We start from the raw sequence: 23,982 nt of genomic DNA, 5'->3' as shown, positions 1-23,982 counted from the left end.
CACAAGAAGCGAAAAGCCATGCAAGAACACAATAATCAACCACTCAACGACTTTATTGAATACCCTCATGACGAAATGCTTAAACGCGCCGAAGAGTTTTTAGCCGTTAGTCAGCGTCGCCATAGTATTCGCAGCTTTAGCGACCGCCCTGTGCCAAAAGAAATAATCGAAACTTGTATTAAAGCGGCAGGCACTGCACCAAGTGGTGCCAATCATCAACCTTGGCACTTTGTGGCAATACACAGTAGCGATGTTAAGAAACAAATTCGTGAAGCAGCCGAAAAGCTAGAGCGCTCATTTTATGAAGGCCGAGCTGGTGAAGAATGGTTAGATGCTTTAAAACCACTTGGCACAGATGCCAGTAAGCCCTACCTTGAGCATGCACCTTGGCTAATTGCCGTGTTTAGTCAAAAGAAAGGCGGTATTTCTGCCGATGACAAAAATACCAATTACTATGTTCATGAATCTGTTGGCCTAGCAACCGGCTTTTTAATTCAAGCACTACACAGAGCAGGCCTTGCTACCCTCACGCATACACCAAAGCCAATGAGCTTTTTAACCGAAATTTGTGGCCGCGATAAAGATAATGAGCGCCCTTACATGCTGCTCATTGCAGGCTACCCAGGCACAGATGCAACTATCCCTGAGCATGCCTTAGTGAAAAAGTCGCTGGACGAAATAGCGACCTTTATTTAGTTTTAAAATCAACAGCTAGCACATCACCTGGGTTTAAACCTGAAACGATGTGCTGCTGCCCATCAACCATTTCGCCAAGGCGTACATATCGACGCACTATCAGATTATTTTCAAGTAAATAGACCATACTCAATTGGCCATATTGATGCACCCAACTTGAGTCAATCAACACCCCTTTTTCAGTGGCGAGCGGTAATTGTAACTGCGCATAAAGCCCAGGCATTAGCCCAGTTTGCATATCTGTTTCTAAACGGATTTCCATACTGCGCGCAGCACTATCAGCAACGGGCACTATTTCTGTCACAGTGGCAGGCATTGACGTTGATAAAGCGGGTAATTTGACTGTTAGAGCTTGGCCAACATTCAATTTAATTGCTTGTTGTTCTCTGACATTAAACGCTAATTGCAATTGCTGTGGGTTATACAGTGCGAGTAATGGCGTACCAGGGGTTGCGGTATCGCCAGGTTCTGCAAAACGCTCAACCACAACACCTGAAATCGGCGCTTTAATTTGCGTAAAACTCAACGCGACTTGTGCTTGTGTTTGCTGTTGTTTAGCAATCGCTAGGTTCGCAGTTAAATTATCGAACCTTGCTTTAGCATCGTCGTATTCACTAACGGATACCAAGCCTTGTTTGTACAAATCGTTGATACGTTTAAGCTGTTTCTCTGCTTGAGTCAGCGATGCATTAATTGCGTTTATTTGTGCTTCGCTTTGTGCAAGCCCAGCTTTAAAGTCATCTTGCTGCAAGGTGATCAATACATCACCTTGTTTTACAGTATCGCCAGCGCGGACATTCAAACGCTCAACTTGTGCCATAACTCGCGATGAGATTTGCGTATTTTGTTTTGCAATCACGGTTCCTGGCACAACTTCATCACGAGCGATATCTGCCAGTGTAACTGTCACTAACTGACCATTGTAATCGTTTGCCGATGGGTTTTTCATGCCTGCAGCTTGCTTATCAGAAAAACTGCCCGCCATGTAAAGTACCGCCACAATGATCACAAATAACGCGATAATTGAACCAATAAGTTTTGATTTACCCTGCATGAGCTTTTTCCTCTTTGGCTGCATCCTTTGCAAACACTAAATAATAAACCAGGGGCACAACAAATAATGAGAACAATGTTGATGCCACAATACCAAAAATAATTGCAATCGCTAGACCGCTAAATACCGGGTCTAGGGTGATCACCAAGTTACCTAATAAGGTAGTTCCTGCAGTCAGTAACACTGGACGCATACGCACTGTACCTGCGGCAATTAAAGCTTGTTTAATTGCCATACCTTGGCTACGAGCTTGATTTATAAATTCAACCAAAATAAGTGAGTTACGGACCACAATACCGGCAAGTGCGATCATGCCTATCATGGCTGTTGCAGTGAATAACACCGGCTCTGGAGCACCAGCAATGGTGCGCTCTCCAAATTGATTTAATAACCAAAAGCCCGGCATGATACCTATCACGGTTAATGGAATAGCCGACATGATGATCAGTGACAAACTGGCAGAATTTGTTTGAATTCGTAAGATGATGAAAATTGCAGTTAGCGCAAACGCAAAGGCAATGCCCATATCTCTAAATACATCAATGGTAATTCGCCATTCACCTTCTCCACTAAAGGTTACGTCAGTGCCAGCAGGTAATTGCCAAGCTTGGCTACCACCATTATTGAAAAAGTGCCTACTTTGCCAATCAGTTTGGCTAAATTCGTCAGCGCTGATACCTAAGTCGGCATTTACGTCAGCAATAATCTCAGCGGGTGTACGACCGTTTAGCTCAGCCATTACATACACAACATTACGCTGATCTTTACGCATAATTGGTTTAGCAACATCTTGATACTGAAACTCGCCTAATTCAGATAATGCCACCAGCGGACGCGGTGCACTTTGCAGCCCAAATTCGTCACTGGTTTTTGCGAGTTCTCTGTCACCGCGAACCTGCAATGCGAGCAATTGAGCAAATTGATTTCGGTCTTGATACGGCAGTTGCAGTTTAATATCAACAGGGTCTGTTTCACCGCTAACATATAACACCCCAATATTTTGCCCATGCGAGGCAATGGCTAAAGTCTGGGCAATATCTTGCGTAGAGACCGCCGACAATGATGCTTTACTTTTATCAGTAACAAAACGCTGTAATGGTGCATTGGCAGCAATGCTGGTATCAACCTCTACCACATGTGGTTCTTGCTTTAACCTTGCCGCAACTGCAAGAGCTGCTTGATAGTGAGTGTCTGTATCAACAAATGGCTCACTGTAAACTTCAGCCACTAAGGTACTTAAAACAGGCGGGCCTGGTGGTACTTCAACCACTTTAATAACAATGCCATCGGTTGCCAGTGGTGCTAATGCTGCACGCAAGCGCATGACCACAGCATGAGATTGATGATCACGCTCAGTTTTATCAAGCAGTAATACTCTTAGCTCAGCAAGATTGGCGGCTTCGCGTCGATAATAACCACGTACCATACCATTAAAGTCCATACTCGATGGCTGGCCAACGTAGGCTGCCACCTCGCTTACCTCATTTAATTTCCAAGTGACAGTTTGTACTTTTCGCGTGAAAGCTGCGGTTTGCTCAAGGCTCGTGCCCTCTGGCATATCGATTAAAACTTGCAACTCGTTTTTATTATCGAACGGTAGCAACTTTAAAGGCACAACACGCATGACGGGTAGCATGGCACTGGCGACAAACAGGCCTAATGTGGTCCATAGAACGAGTTTTGCACGGCCTTTAGACTCAAGTAATGGCGATAAGATGCGCTCATACAAACTATGCGGATTGGCTTCTAGTTGCATACTGTCATCAACGGGCGCTTTCAGCAGTTTCATGGCCAACCAAGGCGTTACAAAAAATGCCACAATGGTAGAAACCATCACACTGACTGGCACATTAAATGCCATAGGTGCCATATAAGGGCCCATCATGCCAGTAATAAACGCAAGCGGGATAAATGCCACCATAATAGTCAATGTTGACATAAACAACGCCACGCGTATTTCGCTCATAGCATCAACTATGCGTTGTTTTTTATCACCTTTTTGCGTTAAAAAACGACTTATGTTATCTATGCCTGTGATGGGATCATCAACCAATAAACCTAGAGAAAGTATTAATGCAAACAGCGTGACTCGGTTAATCGTATAACCAAAGGCAAAATCAAGTGTCAGGGTTATGCCGTAACAAATAGGCACAGCTAAACCAACCACAATTGCTGGTCGCCAGCCTAAAAATACGCCAACAAAAATAACCACGGTAAACACCGCAAATACTAAACTCGAGGTAAGATTATTTACTTTTTCGTTCGCTGTTTGGCCATAGTCTCGCAGTACGGTGTAGCCCACTTCATCTGGCAGCAAATTAGCCGATAAGCTGTCCATCATGCTGTGTACTTCATTGGCTACAGCTACCGCATTAGTGCCAGCTTGCTTAGCGACACTAATGGTAACTAAAGGAAGTTGTTGCTGGTTATCTGATTGAGCCAACCATTGATAGCTTTGTGCTTCGCTTGGACCATCACTCACCTCGGCCACATCACTTAGGTAAACACTCTTACCGTTAACCACGTTGACAACAAGGCGTTCTATCGCAGATTGAGAACGTAAAACATCACCCACTTGTAAGGCAATTTGCTGCTTACCTTCAACAACACTGCCCACATTAACTAATTGGTTAGATACGCTAAGCGCATAATACACATCGGTTAGGGTTGTTTGATGTGCAGCAAGCGCGCTTGCATCAAGGTTAATCGTTAATTGACGAGTTCTACCAGCAATCACTTTCACTTCGCTGGTGTTTTCGATGCGCTGTAAACTGTTAGCGATTTCGTTGGCAAAGCGGGTTAGTTGGTAATCATCGTAAAGTTTTGGATCTTTACTAAATAAGCCCAGCATCACAATGGGTACATCGTTCACTTCAACCGGGCGTATTTGCCATGAACTGATCACTGACGCCATCGTGTGTTGATAGCTATAGAGTTTAGCGTAAGTGTCGAGAATGGCTTGCTCACGGTCGTGACCAACTTCAAAGCGAAGAGTAACAACAGCAGCATTACTTTGTGTAGTCGAGTAAATATGCTCAACGCCCGTTAACTGCGCCAATAACTTCTCCAATGGTTCAGTTACCAGCCTGGCTACTTCTGGCGCTTCAACGTTTGGCGCTGCCACATATATATCAAGCATAGGAACCACAATTTGCGGCTCTTCTTCACGAGGGGTTTGCTTTAATGCCATTAAGCCAAGCAGCACCGACATAATAAAAATAATGACGGGGAGGCGACCGCTCAAGCTGTTTTTTACTGCATTATCGATAGCATTCATTGCTTAATTACCTTTGCAAAATAAGCCATGTAGGGTCGCTAAGATCGATACCACGTTTTTATCAACCACGCGATAATAGATAGTTTGGCTTTCACGTCGAGTCGAGACTATCTGCGCTTTTCTCAGCGCCGCTAAGTGTTGCGATAATGCTGACTGTGCCAACGGCACAGCTTCGTTTAATTCGCTCACGCTCATTTCACCATCTTGCAGCGAACATAAGATCATCAAGCGATTTTTATTCGCCAATATCTTTAGCATTTGCTCTGCTTGTTCCACATTGTCGGCCATAGCCGCAAAATCGATGTTCATAATCACACTACTCTATATTCTTAAATACCGCTAAAGTATAGATTGATATATTAGAAAAGTCTAATATTAGAATTTACTAATGTAGGTTTTTCTAATATATTAAATGCATCACTCTGTTATTGAGGTCTTATTATGAAACTAAATGACGCGCTTCGCCTAATTGCTGGTGTAATGATCTGTATTTCATTGTTGCTACAACAGTTTCACAGTCCGTTGTGGATTTGGTTTACGGTATTTATTGCTCTAAACTTAATTCAATCGGCATTCACTAAGTGGTGCCCAATGATCACTATTTTACGCAAACTTGGCATGGAGGATTAGTATGCTGACACCAATTCCTGACTTAATGAAAATTATTGCTCCAAACCAGCGCCGCATTAACGCTGACCAAGCAAAGCAAGAATTAAGCGAAAATCACGGTTTATTAATAGACGTACGTGAGCCGGCTGAACACGCCACAAAAGCAGCGACAGGTGCTATTAATATCCCGCGCGGTGTACTTGAAATGAAATTAATGGAAATTGAAAAAGATCCTGCAAGGCCAATTTACTTACACTGTGCAAGTAGTGCCCGTGCCACACTTAGTGCCGAAGCACTTACTCGTGTTGGCTACGAAAATGTCACTGTAATCACCTGTAATGCAGAACAAATTTGCCAAGTGTTTTAGCTTCATAGAATAGTAACACTGGTCGGATAAGCTCGTACTTTTCTATTTGTAGGTACAGAGCAATGACTTTTACACGCAGACGCTTTTTAAAAGCATCGGCGGCTGGTTTTGGAGCCGCCGTTTTATCTTTCGGTTTAACTGGCTGTAGTCTTAATGACGATGATGAGGAAACCACAAAGCAGACCCCTGTCAGCTTTGATCACGGTGTTGCTAGTGGCGACCCGCTAGCTGATAGCCTCATCATTTGGACTCGCATAACCCCACTTGAAAACGTCAAAAGTGTTAACGTAGTTTGGCAAGCCTCAACGGATGCTAACTTCACAACTATAAGCCATGATGGCGAAACTCAAGTAAGTGATGCAACCGACTATACCTTGAAAGTTGATCTGCAAGGTCTCGATGCAAACACCACTTATTACTACCGCTTCATAAGTAATGGTAAAACCTCACCCACAGGAGCAGGTAAAACGCTGCCAGTTGACAATATAGAACAAGTAAAATTTGCCGTTATCTCTTGCGCTAACTACCCTGCAGGCTACTTCCATGTGTATGGTGAAATTGCAAAACAAACCGATTTAGATGCAGTACTGCACTTAGGTGACTACATCTATGAATATGGTAATACAGGTTATGCCACTGAAGATGCCACCGAGCTAGGCCGTTTATTACCTGATGACAATAGCGATGAAATCATTTCTTTAGCTGATTACCGCAAACGTTACGGCCATTATCGTAAAGACGAGAACCTACAAGCTGCCCATAGTCATTGTGCATTTATTACTGTTTGGGACGACCACGAAATAGCAAATGATACATGGCACAGTGGCGCAGAAAATCACAACGACGGCGAAGGTGAATTTAGCGAGCGAAAAATGCATGCGCTACAAGCTTATTTCGAATGGATGCCAATACGCAATGTCGCCGATAAAGAACGTATTTATCGACGCTTTGAGTTTGGCAATTTAGTGTCATTACACATGCTCGATACCCGTGTTTTAGCTCGCGATGAACAAATTAACTATGCTGATTTCGATTTGGCCACTAGCCAAGGGCAAACTGACTTTGTTGCAGCAATCAGCTCACCTACTCGTGCTTTATTAGGTAACGAGCAACTCACTTGGCTTACCGATGGTTTAATGACAGCAACAACACAATGGCAAGTACTTGGACAACAAGTGCTGATGACTAAAATGCATTTGCCATTTGAGATTCTGCAATTACTAATGAATATTCAAGTAATTCAAGCTAGCGGTGCTGATCCTTCTGCATTACTCGCTCAAGCAAACACGTTATTTAGTGAGCTTGCGCAAATTAAAGGACGCATTTTAGCTGGAGATCAAAGTGTTACAGCACAAGAGCGAGCACGCGTAGAAACGACAGCGCCTTATAATCTTGACGCATGGGATGGCTATGCTTATGAACGTGAGGTAATACTTGGGACTGCAATTGCAGCGCAAAAGAACCTTGTCGTTTTAGCGGGTGATACACATAACAGCTGGGCAGGACAATTAGTCACTGATGCCAGCAATCCTGTTTCTGCTCAAGCCGCTGCCGGTGTTGAATTTGCGACATCTTCGGTATCTTCACCAGGACTTGAGAACTACTTAGCGTTAAATACACAATCGAGCGAAGCTGTCGCACAAATTGAGCAAGTCATTGCATTGCTGGTTAACGACTTAGCTTATAACAACTTAGTTGAACGCGGCTACTTAACTGTCACTTTTACTCAGCAACAAGCAGTTGCCCAGTGGCATTATGTAAGTAGTGTCAAAACAGCCGATTACACTATGCTTAACGAGCGTCAAAAAGCGCTCAGCGTACAAGCTGGTAGCCCTACTTTACAAATGGCCTAACGCTTTTCATCTAATAGCGTAACTAACATTTGCTCAATGTTTTTTACGCTATAAGTAAGTGAACGTAGCAGTTTCTAACTGACTGTCTTCAGGTTGATGCTCTGGTTTAGCGCTGCTAGTTTGAGTCATCTCATCTTTTTGTTTCAAGATTGCTTCGCGAAACTTCTCAGCATCAATCACTCCGAGTAATGATACCAATGCACCTTGCCCCGACTGACCTGCCGTTTCAAAGCTCAGTCGATAGAGACCAAATTGACGCATTAAGGGACCTTGACTTAGTGCTACATCGGTTATTTTTTCAAGTGGGATCGACTTTTCTTCTTTAAAAAAGACACCACGCTTCACCACTAATTTACGAGTTAACAAATTAGCTGACATCGCCGCTAAAATACGCCCTGCCACCAGCCAGATTATTAACGCAACAATGGGAATGAAAGGGATACCTACCATACTAATCATACAGGTAAAAATACCCAGTAATAACCAATACCGTTTTACTTTGGGATCAAAACTGGCACTCAATAAACTGGTTTCTGTCATCATAGACTCCTTGATAAGAGTTATGACAATATACAAACTTTTCATTAAATACAAAAAAAGCCGAGCTAAGCCCGGCTTAAAGGTACTGCAGGGAAAGCTATTCCACTGCTTCAACCGTCACTGTTAGTTTACTCAGATCGGGTCCTTGCACGGTAAAACGGTAATCTCCCGCTGTCGGGATATTCAAGGCGATATTAGCACCAACGGCTTCTAGTAAGGCCGCTTCACCAATCACAGCGACAGGTGCATCACCACTGCCGCCATAATCTACTGTACTCCAATCTTCAGAAGCAACTTTGAACTCATAGTCACCAGCTTCTAATGTCATGGTTGTACTGTACATCGCATCACCTGCATAAATTAGAGGGTTATCCGTTCCCCAGCCATTGACGCTGCCGCGTAAGTATACTTGAGTTTCCCCAAACATTTCTGCGTTGAACACGGCCATAAGAGGCTCTTCGAGATTACTGGCGTCAAATACAAACTGATATTGACCATCGGTTGTAATATCAATTGTCATGTTTGCACCTTTTACTGCAAGCTGTTTTTCTGTGCCTAAAGTCACAGCCGCACTACTCTCACCTGAGCCATAATCCACCGTGCTCCAATCCTCAGAGGCCACTTTGAATTCATAGCTACCTGCAGATAATTGTTTAGTGAAGGTGTAAATACCTTTACCTTGATACATCAACTCGTCACTGGTACCCCAATCGTTTAAGCTACCGCGTACATAAATCGGTGTGCTAACAAATGGCTCTTCGTTATATACCTTAAGTATTGGGTTATCGGTGTCTGTGGCATCGAATGAGAATACATAAATAGCATCCATTGCCGCCGTAAAGGTCATATTGGCACCACTGCGTGTCAATGGCTCATCTTCGCCTTCGATCACTTCAACATCATCTGCAGAAAGCGCACCAAAATCAACGGTAGACCAATCTTCAGAAGCGACTTTAAACTCATAGCTACCCGCTGTTAGAGGAATCGCAATTTTGTACTCGCCATTACCCACATATTCAAAGCTATTTGCCGTGCCCCAGTCGTTTAATGAGCCACGAACATAAACCGTTGTGCTACCAAATGGCACGATATCTGGCGCACCTACAGTAGCATCCGCACTTAGGCCTTCGCCTTGTGCATCACCTTGTGGTTTCACAAACACTGCAACAGTATATGGCGGAACATTAAAGGTACCTTCACCCTCACCAGCTATAAAGCTTGCCGCTGACATACTTGAGTCAACACTGGCTTTTAAAACAGGGTGAAGCTCAAAACCCGCAGCCGTTGATACCGTATGCGATAAGCTTTGCTCAGTACCGTTCATAACCACTACAATGGCATCGTATTGGCTATCTAGGTCAGTCAACCCAACGCCATCATCGATACTCATCACTACTAAACCTTGCTGTTGACGCTTACCAATATTGTGAAAGCCAACACGGTCTAAAATGTCTTGCTCTGTGGTTAAACTAAAGAGTGGGCTGGCACTACGAATTGCCAAGAATTCAGTAGATACATTACTTGCGTACTCAATGTCACTTGCCATCGCTTGTGCGTTAGGATTTGCTGAAATAGGCGCAATTTCGCCCCACTTCGCTTGGTTATCTTGCGCAGGCGGTAGGCCTACATTCCAGTTATTGGTATCCATACTAAAATCAACAAAGTTGAACCAATCACCAGAATCATAGCTGTTACGATCCATTGATTTAGAGCGCAACATATCCGCACCCATTTGCATAAATGGAATACCTTGGCTCATCAGTGGCATAGCTAGAGCCATATTGTGAACACGTACACGCTCTTCAATACTTAAGTTAGTGCCGTGCTTGTATTGCAGCTGATCCCATAGTGTTTCGTTATCATGCTTAGAGACATAGTTAATGCTGTCAGCCGGGTCAAGGGCGTAAGCCGCTGGCTGACCACTCCAGCTAAAGCTGCTGCCTTTTGCTGAATTACCTTTAAAGTCTTTAAGAATGTAGTTTTGTAAGTTACCTGCCAGTGATAAACGCAACGTATCTTGCTCAGATAAGTTGCCATCTGTGGCATTATTGCTAAAGAACGCACCACCGCGAATTGCTTCACGGATACGGTCATTAAAGGTACCTACCTCAGTGCCAGCCATATCCATTTGTTTCGCTTGCACAAACAAACGGTTATCTGCCACTTCACCAAAGTTCCACCCTTCACCGTAGAAATAGGTATCAGGGTCAACTGCTTGCACTGCACTAAGTGCAGTCATAATTGATGCTTTTGGCATATGCCCCATCACGTCAAAGCGGAAGCTATCGTAACCAAAATCACGAGCTAGAATCACCATAGAGTCAGCAACAAACTTATCCATCATGACATGTTCTGTTGCAGTATTTTCACAACACGTTGAGCGCTCAATATCACCCGATGTTTCGTTATATCTATGGTAATAACCTGGTACCAGTTTATCGAAGACTGATTTGTCCCAAACACCAGATGATGTAGTGTGGTTGTAAACAACATCAAGCACAACACGCAAACCAATTTCTTGTAAAGACTGGATCATCGCACGCGTCTCTTTAACTCGCGCTATACCTTCTGGCGATGAAGCGTAAGAACCTTCTGGAGCAATAAAGTGGTGCGGATCATAACCCCAGTTAAAGCTATCAACACCACGCATTGCATTGGCAAGCGCTTGTGCATCATCAGAGCCTGGTAGGTATGACGCCATAAGGTCAACAATTAATGCGTTTTTGTCTTCGGTTTTACATGCATCTGCATTGTCGTCAATGCGGCTACATAAATCACCTAAGGTTGCGGTAATATCAACACGCTGACTGGCATCTTCATCAATGGTGCCAATATCTGTCAGTGGCAGTAAATGAAAATGTGTTAAGCCATTATCAGCTAGCTTTTTAAGATGTTGCATTGGTGCACTATCAAGCTCAGTAAACGCAAGATACTTACCACGGTTTGCTTCACTGACCGTTTCATCACGAACACTAAAATCACGCACATGGCCTTCGTAAATGACCGCTTGCTCAGGGTAATCAACCGTTGGCACCATACGCTCATCCCAACCGGTCGGTTTAGTATCCTCATCATCAAGGTTAACCAGTTGGCTGTATAAACCATTGGTTGAAACGTTCAATGAATAGGGATCTGTGCTCCATAAGCTTTCAATTTTCTTAGTCGTAGGATGATAAACATCAAACATAAAGCGGTAGTAATGACGATCGTGACTGATATCGAGATTGCTTGACCAAATACCCGTTGCGCTATCAAAGGTCATAGCAAGTTGTTCAAGCTCTGTTTTATCAGCATCATAAAGCGCTAATTTCATATTGCTTGCAGTCGGCGCCCATACCGACACATCAATGCCATTATTGGTGTAATGCACACCTAGTTGTGCTTCATTAGCATCACTTTCGCCACTGGTATATAAATCATCGAGGGCTTTAGCTGTTTGCACATAGGTCGCTTCAATTAGCTTGCCATCAGCATCATAGCCTGCCACAACCAACTGTTGTTTAATAAGCTCTTTTGCTGCAGTTGCATCCCAGCTACCTTGGTATGCATTCCATCCAGCAAGGTGTGGCACTTTAGCGATTTGTTCATCGCTCAAAGATGTCGATGTAAGCTCAACCACTTGACCATTTAACTCACCAGTATCTTCATCGACAGCTAAATCTGCACTGTTTGATGAGTGTAATTTAATGATGCTTGTCAGCTCATTACTTGGCTGGTAAATCACAGTAGATAAATCAATCCAATGCGCTGATGCACCAGAAATACTCACCGGGCGCTCACCTAAGCTAACAATTGGGTATTCAAATACTGATGGTTCACCATGAATAGTAAAGTTCATTCGTTGGAACTTTTCATCGTCCTGCATCAATGGCATTTTTAAATCAACATCACCAAACGCTTTGCCAGATCCTTCGGTACCAATATGCACGATGAAGTTAGCACACTCGTTATAACCTTCTTTTAGTTTTACAATCCAGTACGCACCATAGTTAGGATCAATACCATCGTATTCATGCCCATTGGCCCAATCAGTGGCATCAAACGGCGCTGCGTACGCATCACAGTCATCATTATTCCATGAGTGAAGACGGTAACCTTCATAGGCATCATCACTGGTGCGGTTATAGAATAAAATGGCTTCATCATCTGCGGGGAAAACCACAGGGTCAGGAAGAGTTGGATCAGCACCAACTACACAGCTTTCATTATTCTCATCAGGTACCGTTGGTGCCGGACAACTAATCGGCGGTGGGTCAACACACTCAGTACCCGCTTCATTGGGGACTTGCGGGACACTACAGGTCAATAAAACTTGCCCTGAATCTATATCGTTACTTGCGCCACCACCACATGCAGCTAGCAATACCATGCTGCATGAAATCAGTAAGCGGCTAAAATTAGCTATTATTTTCATGTTTTTATCTCCAGCTTACTGCTCAATGGTTATAGGTAAAACCTAGATAAAACTGGCGACCAAAGAATTGCGTGGTCCCTGTTTTACTGGTTGTTCCAAAGTAGCTTTGTGTTGGTTCATCAGTCAGGTTATTCACTTGTAATAACATGCCGAATGAATCTGTGAACTGATACGATGTTTGGAAATCGACAACCGTTTCCGCATCAAAATTCACCACTTGCTCATTGACAGCAACTTGCTCTGAAACAAAGTCATCGCGATAACGCACATTCAAACGTGTTTCAAAGTTTTCATAGCTGTAAAAAAGTGTGCCGTTAAAGACATTGTTTGAAAGGCCAGGCAAATCTTGCGACACAGAATCGCCACCTAAATCAGTAATAGATTGCACTTCGCTCTCGGTATATGAGTAACTAGCGTTAATGCCTAGACCTTCAAACGGTGATGGTAAGAAAGAGAAAACTTGCGTATAGGCAAGCTCAATCCCACGAATATAACCACCTTTGGCATTATTAACCGCAGTAGTGTACACACCATTAGTAGTTTCGATTTGCTCACCGCTGACAGGGTCCACAATGTATTCTGGTACGTTAAAACCATTACCTTTGAAGTCAAAGTTCTCTATGGCTACCGTATCTATGAATGAGTCAATATTCTTATAAAACGCAGCAACAACCAGAGCACCATCTGTGTCTTCAAAGTATTGCTCGTATGAAATATCGTACTGGTCCGCATAGAAAGGTTTTAAGAATGGATTATTGGTACTTGAACCGTTAATTTCGCCGTCATTGTTAACCGATGCACTAGCATCACCTGCTAAACGGTTAATTGGAGCACGCGCCATCACTTTTGCCGCAGCAAAACGAATTTGTGTCGCGTCACTTACTTTAAAATTCAGGTTTAACGACGGTAAGTAATCAGTGTATTTAATACCTAACACGCTAGGCGCATAAAGGTCATTAACAATGCCATTGTCATCGACAATATATTGCGCACCAAGCTGCGGATCGCCACCGACATTTTCAAGTACTGTCGCTGACTGATCGGTATCAACTCTGCGAATACCAAGGTTACCTGTGACTGGTAGAGTACCAATTTCGGTATCAATATTAAGCATAAGATACGCTGATACCACTTCTTCGTAAACTGATCCGCTTTGTAGCATGGTCCATGAATAGTTAGTAGTATAGCCTTGTGCATTTGGCTCACCATCACCATCTAAATCAACAACACCATCAGCATTACCCCAAGTTTGTACTGGCTGTGGGATACCATCAGGGAACCACGCGTTGAGCGCTTTATCTAAATCTATCGCTAAGTATGATGGGAAATAACTAAACTCACCTTGCCAATCAACCACTGTAGTCATATCGTCAGTTAGACGAAGTGGCGGCTGTGTCGAAGAGAATGCGCCATCGTTACCGTATTCAAATACAGAGCGATTATTACTGTACTCACGGTCTGAATAACGAGCGCCAAATTCAATTGAGCTAAACCAATTGTTCTCTAACTCATATTTAAAATCGAGTCGAAATGCTTTTACTTCATCTTCATTTTCATACGGATAAATACCGTATTTACTAACCATAACTCGGTCGATATCGCTAAATGCGTCGGCTTGATTAAAGCCAATATCAGGTAAGTTTAAGCCGTTCAATTGATAGTTAAGTGATACATTGGTATCAAACACAGGGTTTTCAACGGTAGCATCTTCTGCAACCAATGCCCAAAGTAAACCATTTCGGAAGTTACTCTTAGCACGTGATAGCGACACGTCAGCGTTCATGTTTAAACGCTCGGTAATTTGCCAATCTGCATTAATACCGTAGCTATCTACTTCATCGAAGTCTTGGTTATCATCATTAACGATTTCAACGCGAGTAAAGCTATTTGATGTGCGGTTAATCGCACCACCAATAACCGCATTACCATCAAGTACTGGGTTAGCATATACAGCAGATGGGCCACCGAACTTAACCCGGAAACCACGGGCAAATGACTCGCTATCAAAACGAGATAAAAACGCATCACCTTTTAATTTAAAGCTATCGGTTGGCGCCCATTCAATCGAGGTTAAATAGCCATTACGGGTTTCTTCACCGCCTAAATGCTGAAGCTCAAAACCCTCGCTGATGTATTCATTAGCAGGGTTATCTGCAGGGCCATCGGTATCATTTGCTAACCCATCAACATCTTTATTGCCGTTATATGCAAAGCCGATAAATTGAGTCGCCACACTTGGCTGGAATAAGCGTGCGTAACCCAATGCGACACCTAATGTATCGTCAAGAAACTTACCTTGGTAAGAGAAGCTAATACGATCGCCGTATTCGGTAGCATCGAATACCTCTGAAGCACGGTCGTTATACATACCCCGCACATTAGCGGTAAATTTGTGTTGCTGGTCATTATCCAATGGGCTGGCTGTTTGTAACTCTACTGTACCCGCTACGCCCCCTTCTATAAGTGATGCTTTGGGTGACTTATACACCGCCGCCGAACTGATTAACTCAGACGGATATTGGTCAAACTCAATACTACGGCTACCACTGGTAGATACTTGCTCACGACCATTTAATGTCGAAAAAACAAATCCACCGGATAAACCGCGGATGTTTATTTCGGCAGCTTGGCCACCGGTACGTACCGCTGAGATCCCCGGTAGCCGTGTTAATGCATCAGCCATCGATACATCAGGTAATGCTCCTAAGTCATCAGCTGATAGTTGCTCAGAGACTGTGTCGCTAAAACGTTTTTGATTTAATGATTGAATTAAGCTGCGACTGAAGCCGCGCACTTCAATTACTTCAAGCTCAGGATCTACTTCCTTTGCCGATGTGCGTTCTTCTTCCGTCGCCGCCATTGCACTATTTGCTGCCACCAAGGCCAGCATAAGCGCACTTAGCTTGAATTTCCCCATTGGATTCCCACCCTGTTGTCGTTGGAGGTGTTGTATTTGTGGTTATTGTTGTTGTCAAAAAACAACCAATAAAGTGTAACCAAAAGGTGAATATTGTGTGATGAATACGTATGCAATAGGAGCTTACTGGGGAGAGCTGCGATCACCTCCCTTTTTATTAGTGGTGTAATCGCAACAAAGAGAGATTTATAGGGTAATAACGACGCGAACTGCTAAGGTAATAAAAATTACCCCTAGCAATTTTTCAAACCATGGATTCGCCTTAGTAAAACCAAAACGCTTTTTTGATATTTCGGTTAACAGTGCAACAAGTAGATACCAGCCTGTATCGAGTACAAACACGGTTAAACACATGATCAACCCGACTTGCAAAGTCAGATTCTCTGGGTCAATAAACTGCGAAAATAGGGCTAGAAAGAATACCGCAAGCTTTGGATTTAAAAAAGCAATGGCAAAACCATCTTGCAAAGCGATGCGAGGACTTGGCTTAGTCTGCTCAACATTCAGTGTTTGCGGGCTAGGTTTAGCTAACAGAATACGAATCCCCAAATAGGCGAGATATGCTGCACCGCCATAGACCAGCACTTGATAAAGCGTTGGTAACTGAGTCATCAGCGCGCCTAAGCCAAGTAACGAGGCACACGCATAAAAACCAACCCCAATACCATGGCTTAACGCCGCTAACATGCCGTTCTTCACACCTCCATGTAGACTGTGCTTTAAAACCACAGCTAAACTTGGCCCCGGAGACATAGCACCCATCACGCAAATTAAAACTAAACTCAACCACTCAGTTAGTGTCATTATTCTTTATTCTCTATTAACAATAAAACTGATGTAATGTTAGTCCATCAGTTGGTATTCAAAGTCATAATAATGAATACCCGATTCAATTCGAATTGCCATTTTACCTGAAATACCTTCAAGCTCTCCAGCACCGGAGTCAGGCACCACTTCTAAAGTTAATCGGTCAGTCCCTTTATCCATAGTGCCAAAATGTTGCAGTACAAAACTACCTTGCTTACCTTCTAAGCTACCAACAACTTGCTCAATTGCTACATAGCCTGCACTGCCTTGAGTTGCAGTCATGGCACTGAGCATTTCGCCTTGGCTTGTTGCCTCTAATGGGCCTGAGAACTGTTTATCAATCGACATGCGTCCTAAATTAACGCCATCTTGGCCTGTGGCATATCCGCCAATTGGGTTTAATTTTACGCTGAATTGACCACTGATCGTTGTAGATTCCATACTAATCCCTTAATAACTGTTGATTTTTAGAGCGTTGATAACCATATCTATACCCTATTCACCAATAAGAATCTAGCATGCCTAACAATAAAGAAAAGGCGGCATTTAGCAGCCTGTTACCAATTTTAGCTTTTATAAAACCCTATAAATGGGTGGTGTTTGCAGCGCTTGGCGCCTTGTTGCTCACCGCTGGTGTGAACTTATCACTTGGGCAAGGCGTTAAATTTGTTATTGATCATGGCTTTATTGCTGGCTCACAAGCTCAGCTTCAACAAGCAGTAATGGCACTGATTGGTTTGATTAGCTTATTAGCGGTAGGTACTTTCTGTCGCTTTTATTTAATGTCGTGGATTGGCGAGCGAGTCAGTAACGATATGCGTAAAGCTGTGTTTGATCGTATTGTTACGTTGCACCCCAGCTACTTTGAAGAAAACCGCAGCGGCGAGCTAATGTCGCGTCTCACCACCGATACCACCTTGTTGCAATCTATCATCGGCTCATCTTTTTCAATGGCACTACGCAGTAGCTTAATGCTCATTGGTGGTCTAGCTATGCTACTTATCACCAACTTAAAGCTAACCCTTGTGGTTGTTGCCTGCGTGCCTGTGGTATTACTACCGATGATGATTTTTGGTCGCAAAGTACGAAAGCTCGCAAGTTCCAGCCAAGATGCTATTGCCGATATCAGCACCTATGCAGGTGAGATCATTCAAAATATCAAAGTCGTGCAAAGTTATAGCCATGAAGAGCGTGAAAAAGCGGCATTTAGCGAAGAGACAAACAAAGCGTTTCAAGTAGCTAAGAGCCGCATCAAACAGCGCTCGTTTTTAATTGCTGCGGTTATATTCCTAACCTTTAGTGCCATTAGTGTGATGCTTTGGGTTGGCGGCAGTGACGTATTAGCTGGCACCATGACAGGTGGTGAACTAGGCGCTTTCGTGTTTTACGCAATTATGGTGGCCATGTCTGTAGCAACAGTTGCAGAAGTATATGGGGAACTACAAAGAGCCGCAGGGGCAGCAGCACGATTGTTAGAGCTACTAGCCGTTGAAAGCATGATCCAAAATCCGGATACGAATAACGATGCACAATTTGAAGCAAACAAGCTCACCCACCCTGCTATCCAATTTAATGATGTGTCTTTCCATTACCCTTCAAGGCCTGATAAAGCCGCTTTAAATACACTGAATTTACAGGTAAAGCGGGGGCAAACTGTCGCTATAGTTGGCCCGTCAGGCGCTGGTAAAACCACACTGTTTGAGTTACTGCAACGTTTTTACGACCCAAGTTCAGGAAGTATTTCGCTGGCAGGCATTGACATAAAAGCGCTTTCCCTTGATTGCTTACGCCAGCAAATGGGTATGGTGGCACAAAACCCTATTTTATTTAGCTCGGACGTAATGCATAACATACGCTATGGCAACCCAAGCGCCACCGACGAACAAGTATATGCTGCGGCTAAATATGCCCATGCCGATGAGTTTATTAATCAACTACCTGATGGCTATCACAGCTTTTTAGGGGAGCAAGGTGTCAGGCTTTCTGGTGGGCAAAAACAACGCATAGTCCTCGCGCGAGCAATATTAAAAGACCCAGCTATCTTATTGCTTGATGAAGCAACCAGTGCACTCGATGCACAAAGTGAGTTTCATGTTCAAGCTGCGTTAAAGCATCTAATGAAAGACAGAACAACACTCATTATTGCCCATCGTTTAGCAACGGTTAAACATGCCGATGTAATTGTTGTAATGGATAAAGGGGAAATAATTGCAACTGGTACACATCAGCAATTGTTTGAGACTAACCCATTGTATAAACAATTGTGCGAATTACAGTTTAATCGAGATTAAAAAAGAGGAATGTCAGGTTTGAAAGGGCATATCAAACCTGACCACAACTTTAGATGTAATACCAATTAGCTTAATTAAGTAGTCTATTTTGAGGCAATAAAACCTCGTTGATAACAAGGCAAAAATTTCGTTATTTAGTTGTTCTAAATCAGAAATTTTTAACGCAGTTAGCGACAGGTTTAATCCCTCAAAATGATTAAGTATTATTGCGGATTGGTATAAAATCTAACCTTGTGTATTTGGTACGATCTGAATTTCTACGCGACGGTTTAAAGCACGACCATTTGCTGAGTCATTGCTCGCTACAGGACGCGTTTCACCATAACCTTTTGTGCTAATGCGCGCAGACATGATCTGATGATTAACTAGGTAATCTTTTACGCTTTGTGCACGCTGCTGAGACAACGTCATATTGTAGCTATCTTTACCTGTGCTATCTGTATGACCTTCAACACTTAAATACGTTTTTTCGTACTTATTCATCACGTTAGCAATCGCGTCTAGCGTGCTGTGGAAACCTGATGAAATATATGACTGATCTGTCGCAAAAGTAATGTTTGATGGCATGACCAGACGGATATTATCGCCTTCACGAACCACTTCAACACCAGAGCCCGCTAGCTCATCGCGAAATGCTTCTTCTTGCTTATCCATATAATCGCCAACGGCTGCACCAGCTAATGCACCAATAGCTGCACCAATGAAGATACGTTTATCGTCGTGATCACCTGTTGCTTTACCTAGTACTGCACCTGTTGCGGCGCCAATCGCAGCGCCTTTACCTGTATTAGTTGTCTCACAACCTGTTAAAAGAACGGCTAAAACGCCCACTGTTAAAACTGATTTTGTAAAAGTCATGTGTCTCTCCATGGCAATTATTCAAATTGAATTGTTAACAATTATGAATGAGTTTCTATGAACAAACGATGAAGAGTGGGTTACTTATCAAGTGTTACAGTAGTAATCGGAGGTAAGTTATATCTTTTGACCAATTCTGTTAAGCGGCCATTGAGGACTAACGTATTGAGGCGCTCTTGAATTTTTTCGGCCAAATCTGAGCGTGCGAATTGTTTACTTAACGCAATGTGACCATATATGACATCTTTATGGCGATACGGCATTTTTACGATTTCTTGTGAAGGTCGCTGCAGAAATACAGAGGCATGATCAGCTGTGCTCTCAACAGCAATCACTAGCTCAACACGATTTTTTAATAGCATTTCAAATGCATTATTTTCACTTAAAGCCTCAACTTTTATAAGTGTTTTATCGTTATCGAAACGAGGAAAGTGTGCTGCACCTCGCATTACAGCAATACGTTTACCGGCTAAATCTTGATAGCTATTTATTTCAAGCTCGCTATCAGTTCTTGCATAAAACACAAAAGAAGACGACAACATCATGTATGGAGGGGTGAGAAACTGCATTTTTTGTTCACGCGCTTTGGTGCGAATGAGTCCGCCCATCACATCTAGTTCATTTTGTTCGAGCATTTTCAGACAACGAGAAAACGGGCAAGCAACATACTCAAGTTTGATTGGTAAAGTACGCCGCACCTCACGCATAATATCAACAATCGCGCCGCTCACTTTACCATCTTCAGTGACCATGCCATAAGGAGGCGCATGATCAACAGCCACCACAACCTTCTCAAAAGAAGTTGCAAGTGCAAAGCTGCTGCATAGCGATAACAATAAACAGGTAATATAGCGTTTCATAGTGATACTCATAACTACGTTCACTCGTTCTCTATATTGTAGACGGCCTTGTGTCATAAAAACCACAAAAATGTCATACAATTTTGTCATAATAGAAACATTCACCCTGGAACGGCAAAAGTAATGTTATTCATCATCTTTAAACAATTCTTTTTATTAGGCTGTATGAGCTTTGGTGGTCCTGCAGCTCACCTTGGTTATTTTAAGCGCCACTTTGTTGATAATTTAAAATGGCTTTCAGCAGAACGTTATGCTCAACTAATTAGCCTGAGCCAAGCGTTACCAGGCCCGGGGTCGAGCCAAGTTAGCTTTGCAATGGGGGTTGAAAAAGGTGGGCTACTGGGAGGTCTTTGTGCTTTTGTAGGCTTTACCCTGCCCTCATTTTTAATCATGTTTTTTCTGGCTCTCAGTGCTCACCAATTTGGTGATATTTACTTTGCAGTCATTGCTGGACTTAAACTATTTGCTGTAGTGATCGTTGCCGATGCAACCTACAGCATGGCAATGAGCTTTTGCAAAAGCCACTTACATAAACTCATAGCAGTACTGAGTACTGTTGCGCTGATTGTATTTTCACAGTTATCAAGTCAAATTTTAGTACTTATTGCGGCTGCAGCCATAGGTTGGTTTTATCCTCAGCTTAAACTTCCAGAGAACCAAGAACATAAACCTGTGAAAATTGCTTGGTTACCGCTTGGTTTATTTACCGCCTTGTTACTGATGAGCTTTTTACCTTTAGGCGAGTGGTTCTCTTTGTTTGCCCCATTTTACCAAACAGGCGCTATGGTCTTTGGCGGCGGCCATGTTGTATTACCCATTTTACATGCTGGTGTGCCGAGTCTTGAAACCGAGCAGTTTTTATCTGCTTATGCCAGTGCTCAGGCCATTCCAGGACCAATGTTTACCATAGCAACATACCTAGGCGCACAAGTGTCTCCAAATACGCCACTTATAGGTGCAATTGTCGCGACCATCATGATTTTCTTGCCGGGATTTTTATTGATGTTAGCTTTTATGAAAAGCTGGCTACAACTTGCTGATAAGCCTCGCTTTGCAGGCAGTATTTCAGCATTAAATGCCGCCGTGGTAGGCTTTTTAGCTGCCGCCCTTTATTCACCTATTTGGCAATCGGCCGTGCAAAATCTGTGGCAAGTAGCTTTAGTTATTGCGGCATTTACTTGGCTAAGAATAGCAAAGCCACCAATTTGGTGGCTATTGTTAGGATTTATTGCTATTAGCGTACTGATTAGTCAGTTTTAAGCTTTTTCACGCACAGTGTTAGCAACCTTGATACTTGGTTTTAGCCCTGTTTGGGATTCGCTTGTACTTAACTGCCCAGTAACACTTTGATAAGGTCTAAGTCCAAATATAGGCAACACAGCAAGTAGATGATCCATAATCTCTGCTTGCAAGTGCTCATACGAAATCCAGCGCTTATCTTCACTAAAGCAGTAAAACTCAATGGGTAAACCATGATTCATCGGTTGTAACTCACGCACCATTAGGGTTAAATCACGATTAATTTTTTCGTGCTGTTTTAAGTAACCTTCAGCATAACGACGGAATAAACCAAGGTTTGTCACCGGATCAGGCAAGCTTGAAACACGAATATAATCATTAAGTGGGATAGCAGCATCAATTTGTTCACGAAACGCATCATCGACTAAACGTATACTATTCATATCAATATTTAAAGCACGCTTGATACGACGACCACCTGACTCTTGCATACCTCGCCAGTTTTTAAATGATCCAGCAACCAGCATATAAGTTGGGATAGTTGTAATGGTGTTATCCCAGTTTCGTACTTTTACGGTATTTAAGCCAAGGTCGATAACCTCACCGTCTGCGCCATAGCTATCCACTTGGATCCAATCACCATAGGTCACTAAACGATTAGCTGCAATTTGTATACTGGCTACAAAACCCAAAATAGTATCTTTGAACACCAGTAAGGTGACCGCAGCTATCGCACCAAAACCTGAGAGAATATATGTCGGTGACTTCTCTAGTAAAATGCTCACAATAAGGATGGCACAAACCATAAAAGTGATAAGTTTTACTACCTGTATCAAACCCTGAATCGGAATATCACGGGCAAAGTCAAGTTGGTTATAAATACCACCTGCAATACTCACCACACTACTTAAAATGAAACCACCATAAATGATCAGGGCAACTTGCCCCACGGTTTTAAGGACCAACGAGGCAACATCATGGACAGGATATACGTAATCAAAAGTTGCCAAATAAAGAACGCAACACAATGCTCCAGCAAAGCGACGATTGAGCTTATTGAGCATAGGTGTCAGCGCGCCAATGCGCTCTGGTGAAAGACGAGTAACAACCTTTTGGATGCCCGGCAGTAGCAGGCGGCGGGTAAACGTATAGATTATTAGTAATGAGCCAACGCCGATAGCTGTCGCCGTTAATGCGCTTAACAGCGTCGCGTCTGGCATTGATTCAAACCAAGGCATCACCAATTCTTGCAGGTGAGTTTGCTTCATGGCGCTTCAACCTCTTTATTGATGTTGGCAAGGTACTCAGCTTGCTGGGCTTGATGATAAGTTAGTAGCTGAGCGTCTTTTTGCAACCATAACTCATTAATATGTTGTTGAAAAGCTGTTCTAAAAGCTCTGTCATGCTGATAATCACCAATCATATCTGCGCTAATTGCTTGCACATGCATCTCAACTTTTATGACATTAAGACGACCACGCATCAGATTTCGGCAAATATGCTCGCCTTCCCCCTGGTAAATAATCGAGGTATTTAATAATGCATCAAACTGCTCACCTAATACCTCAAGGGCAAATGCAGTACCACCCGCTTTTGGCTTTAAGAGGTAAGTAAACGGGCTATTCTGTTTACTGTGTTTTTGACAAGTAAAGCGAGTGCCTTCAACAAAGTTAATTATAGTCGTTGGGTGATTACGAAAATCGCGGCAACTGCGTTTGGTACGCTCTACATCAAGTCCTTTCAGCTTGGGATTTTTTGCCAGCTGCGCTTTGCTAACGCGCTTCATAAAAGGCATACCCATAGCCCAAGCGCCGGTGCCAATGAACGGCACATACTTCAGCTCGTCTTTTAAGAAGAATTTTGGCGCAGGTAACACATCAATCGCACTTAACACAACAATGTCGAGCCAACTCATATGATTAGAAATAAGTAAGTACCAACCATCTTTACTGATATTGCCTTTAATATCGATATCAATCGTTGGGCAACCTAACCACAAAGCGAAACGGTTACCTTTGCACCAACCACGATAAGCTACATGGAGAATATCGCTAACCACTTTAAACGGTAGTAATAATTTAAGCACACCGAACAGCAGCACTAGCGTGCCCCAAATAATCACATTAGCAAACAAAACAATGCTGACTAGGATGCCTGTTAACCAATTTGGTAAAAATTTCTTTAACATATATGTGCTCTC

The 23,982-nt window shown here is 43.0% G+C and carries 17 protein-coding genes and 1 pseudogene; 6 read left to right on the top strand and 12 right to left on the bottom strand.

Going from position 1 to position 23,982, the window contains the following annotated elements; translation table 11 throughout:
* Positions 1 to 18: 18 nt before the first annotated feature.
* Positions 19 to 696, top strand: a complete 678-nt coding sequence (locus HYD28_03460) for a nitroreductase family protein (protein QLE08101.1) — start codon at positions 19 to 21, stop codon at positions 694 to 696.
* Here HYD28_03460 and HYD28_03455 read toward each other — a convergent pair.
* From HYD28_03455 to HYD28_03445, 3 genes are read right to left on the bottom strand one after another with little or no spacing between them, the layout of a single operon-like run.
* Entirely contained in the window at positions 689 to 1,750 is a 1,062-nt protein-coding gene (locus HYD28_03455) for an efflux RND transporter periplasmic adaptor subunit (GenBank protein ID QLE08100.1), read from the bottom strand. The two genes, HYD28_03460 and HYD28_03455, sit on opposite strands and share 8 nt — an antisense overlap.
* Positions 1,740 to 5,027, bottom strand: a complete 3,288-nt coding sequence (locus HYD28_03450; GenBank protein QLE08099.1) for an efflux RND transporter permease subunit — start codon at positions 5,025 to 5,027, stop codon at positions 1,740 to 1,742. The genes HYD28_03455 and HYD28_03450 overlap by 11 nt, the downstream gene beginning before the upstream one ends.
* Before the next feature lie 3 nt (positions 5,028 to 5,030).
* The gene (locus tag HYD28_03445) at positions 5,031 to 5,336 is read right to left on the bottom strand and encodes a winged helix-turn-helix transcriptional regulator (protein ID QLE08098.1); all 306 of its coding nucleotides are present in this window, start codon (positions 5,334 to 5,336) and stop codon (positions 5,031 to 5,033) included.
* 132 nt (positions 5,337 to 5,468) lie between these two features.
* On the opposite strand from HYD28_03445, the gene HYD28_03440 reads away from it, so the two are divergent.
* The 3 genes from HYD28_03440 (at position 5,469) to HYD28_03430 (ending at position 7,856) form a co-directional block, all read left to right on the top strand.
* Positions 5,469 to 5,657, top strand: coding sequence for a DUF2892 domain-containing protein (locus HYD28_03440; GenBank protein QLE08097.1), 189 nt, complete (start codon positions 5,469 to 5,471; stop codon positions 5,655 to 5,657).
* A 1-nt stretch (position 5,658) separates the two neighbouring features.
* A complete protein-coding gene (locus HYD28_03435) occupies positions 5,659 to 6,003 on the top strand; it encodes a rhodanese-like domain-containing protein (GenBank protein ID QLE08096.1) in 345 nt (114 codons plus the stop codon).
* 62 nt (positions 6,004 to 6,065) lie between these two features.
* Positions 6,066 to 7,856 carry an alkaline phosphatase D family protein gene (locus tag HYD28_03430; protein ID QLE08095.1) on the top strand — a complete coding sequence of 597 codons (1,791 nt, stop codon included), beginning with the start codon at positions 6,066 to 6,068 and terminating at the stop codon, positions 7,854 to 7,856.
* On the opposite strand, the pseudogene HYD28_03425 reads toward HYD28_03430, so the two are convergent.
* The 5 genes and pseudogenes from HYD28_03425 to HYD28_03405 form a co-directional block, all read right to left on the bottom strand.
* A pseudogene (locus tag HYD28_03425) lies at positions 7,853 to 8,396 on the bottom strand (PH domain-containing protein). The gene HYD28_03430 and the pseudogene HYD28_03425 sit on opposite strands and share 4 nt — an antisense overlap.
* Before the next feature lie 97 nt (positions 8,397 to 8,493).
* A complete protein-coding gene (locus HYD28_03420) occupies positions 8,494 to 12,810 on the bottom strand; it encodes a DUF3372 domain-containing protein (GenBank protein ID QLE08094.1) in 4,317 nt (1,438 codons plus the stop codon).
* Between the two features lie 22 nt (positions 12,811 to 12,832).
* Positions 12,833 to 15,727 (bottom strand): TonB-dependent receptor, encoded by a 2,895-nt coding sequence (locus HYD28_03415; GenBank protein QLE08093.1) that lies wholly within the window; start codon positions 15,725 to 15,727, stop codon positions 12,833 to 12,835.
* Positions 15,728 to 15,913: 186 nt separating this feature from the next.
* Complete coding sequence (locus HYD28_03410; GenBank protein QLE08092.1) at positions 15,914 to 16,531, bottom strand: LysE family translocator; 618 nt, start codon at positions 16,529 to 16,531, stop codon at positions 15,914 to 15,916.
* 39 nt (positions 16,532 to 16,570) lie between these two features.
* Entirely contained in the window at positions 16,571 to 16,975 is a 405-nt protein-coding gene (locus tag HYD28_03405) for a DUF3224 domain-containing protein (GenBank protein QLE08091.1), read from the bottom strand.
* Between the two features lie 77 nt (positions 16,976 to 17,052).
* Between HYD28_03405 and HYD28_03400 the strand changes: the two genes are divergently transcribed.
* Complete coding sequence (locus tag HYD28_03400; GenBank protein QLE08090.1) at positions 17,053 to 18,825, top strand: ATP-binding cassette domain-containing protein; 1,773 nt, start codon at positions 17,053 to 17,055, stop codon at positions 18,823 to 18,825.
* A 225-nt stretch (positions 18,826 to 19,050) separates the two neighbouring features.
* Here the strand turns inward: HYD28_03400 and HYD28_03395 are convergent, their stop codons facing one another.
* Together HYD28_03395 and HYD28_03390 are read right to left on the bottom strand one after the other, a co-directional pair.
* On the bottom strand, positions 19,051 to 19,683 hold the full coding sequence (locus HYD28_03395) for an OmpA family protein (GenBank protein ID QLE08089.1): 633 nt from the start codon (positions 19,681 to 19,683) through the stop codon (positions 19,051 to 19,053).
* An 80-nt stretch (positions 19,684 to 19,763) separates the two neighbouring features.
* On the bottom strand, positions 19,764 to 20,633 hold the full coding sequence (locus HYD28_03390; GenBank protein ID QLE08088.1) for an amino acid ABC transporter substrate-binding protein: 870 nt from the start codon (positions 20,631 to 20,633) through the stop codon (positions 19,764 to 19,766).
* 33 nt (positions 20,634 to 20,666) lie between these two features.
* Here HYD28_03390 and chrA point away from each other — a divergent pair, with 33 nt between their 5' ends.
* Positions 20,667 to 21,803 (top strand): chromate efflux transporter, encoded by a 1,137-nt coding sequence (gene chrA / locus HYD28_03385; GenBank protein QLE08087.1) that lies wholly within the window; start codon positions 20,667 to 20,669, stop codon positions 21,801 to 21,803.
* Here chrA and HYD28_03380 read toward each other — a convergent pair.
* On the bottom strand, positions 21,800 to 23,050 hold the full coding sequence (locus HYD28_03380; GenBank protein QLE08086.1) for a mechanosensitive ion channel family protein: 1,251 nt from the start codon (positions 23,048 to 23,050) through the stop codon (positions 21,800 to 21,802). The two genes, chrA and HYD28_03380, sit on opposite strands and share 4 nt — an antisense overlap.
* Entirely contained in the window at positions 23,047 to 23,970 is a 924-nt protein-coding gene (locus tag HYD28_03375) for a 1-acyl-sn-glycerol-3-phosphate acyltransferase (GenBank protein ID QLE08085.1), read from the bottom strand. The genes HYD28_03380 and HYD28_03375 overlap by 4 nt, the downstream gene beginning before the upstream one ends.
* Between the last annotated feature and the right edge of the window lie 12 nt (positions 23,971 to 23,982).

Source organism: Pseudoalteromonas shioyasakiensis (assembly GCA_013391845.1).
Lineage (GTDB): Bacteria > Pseudomonadota > Gammaproteobacteria > Enterobacterales > Alteromonadaceae > Pseudoalteromonas > Pseudoalteromonas apostichopi.
The sequence above is the reverse complement of the archived record's forward strand: the minus strand, read 5'-3'. Positions and strand labels throughout refer to the sequence as shown.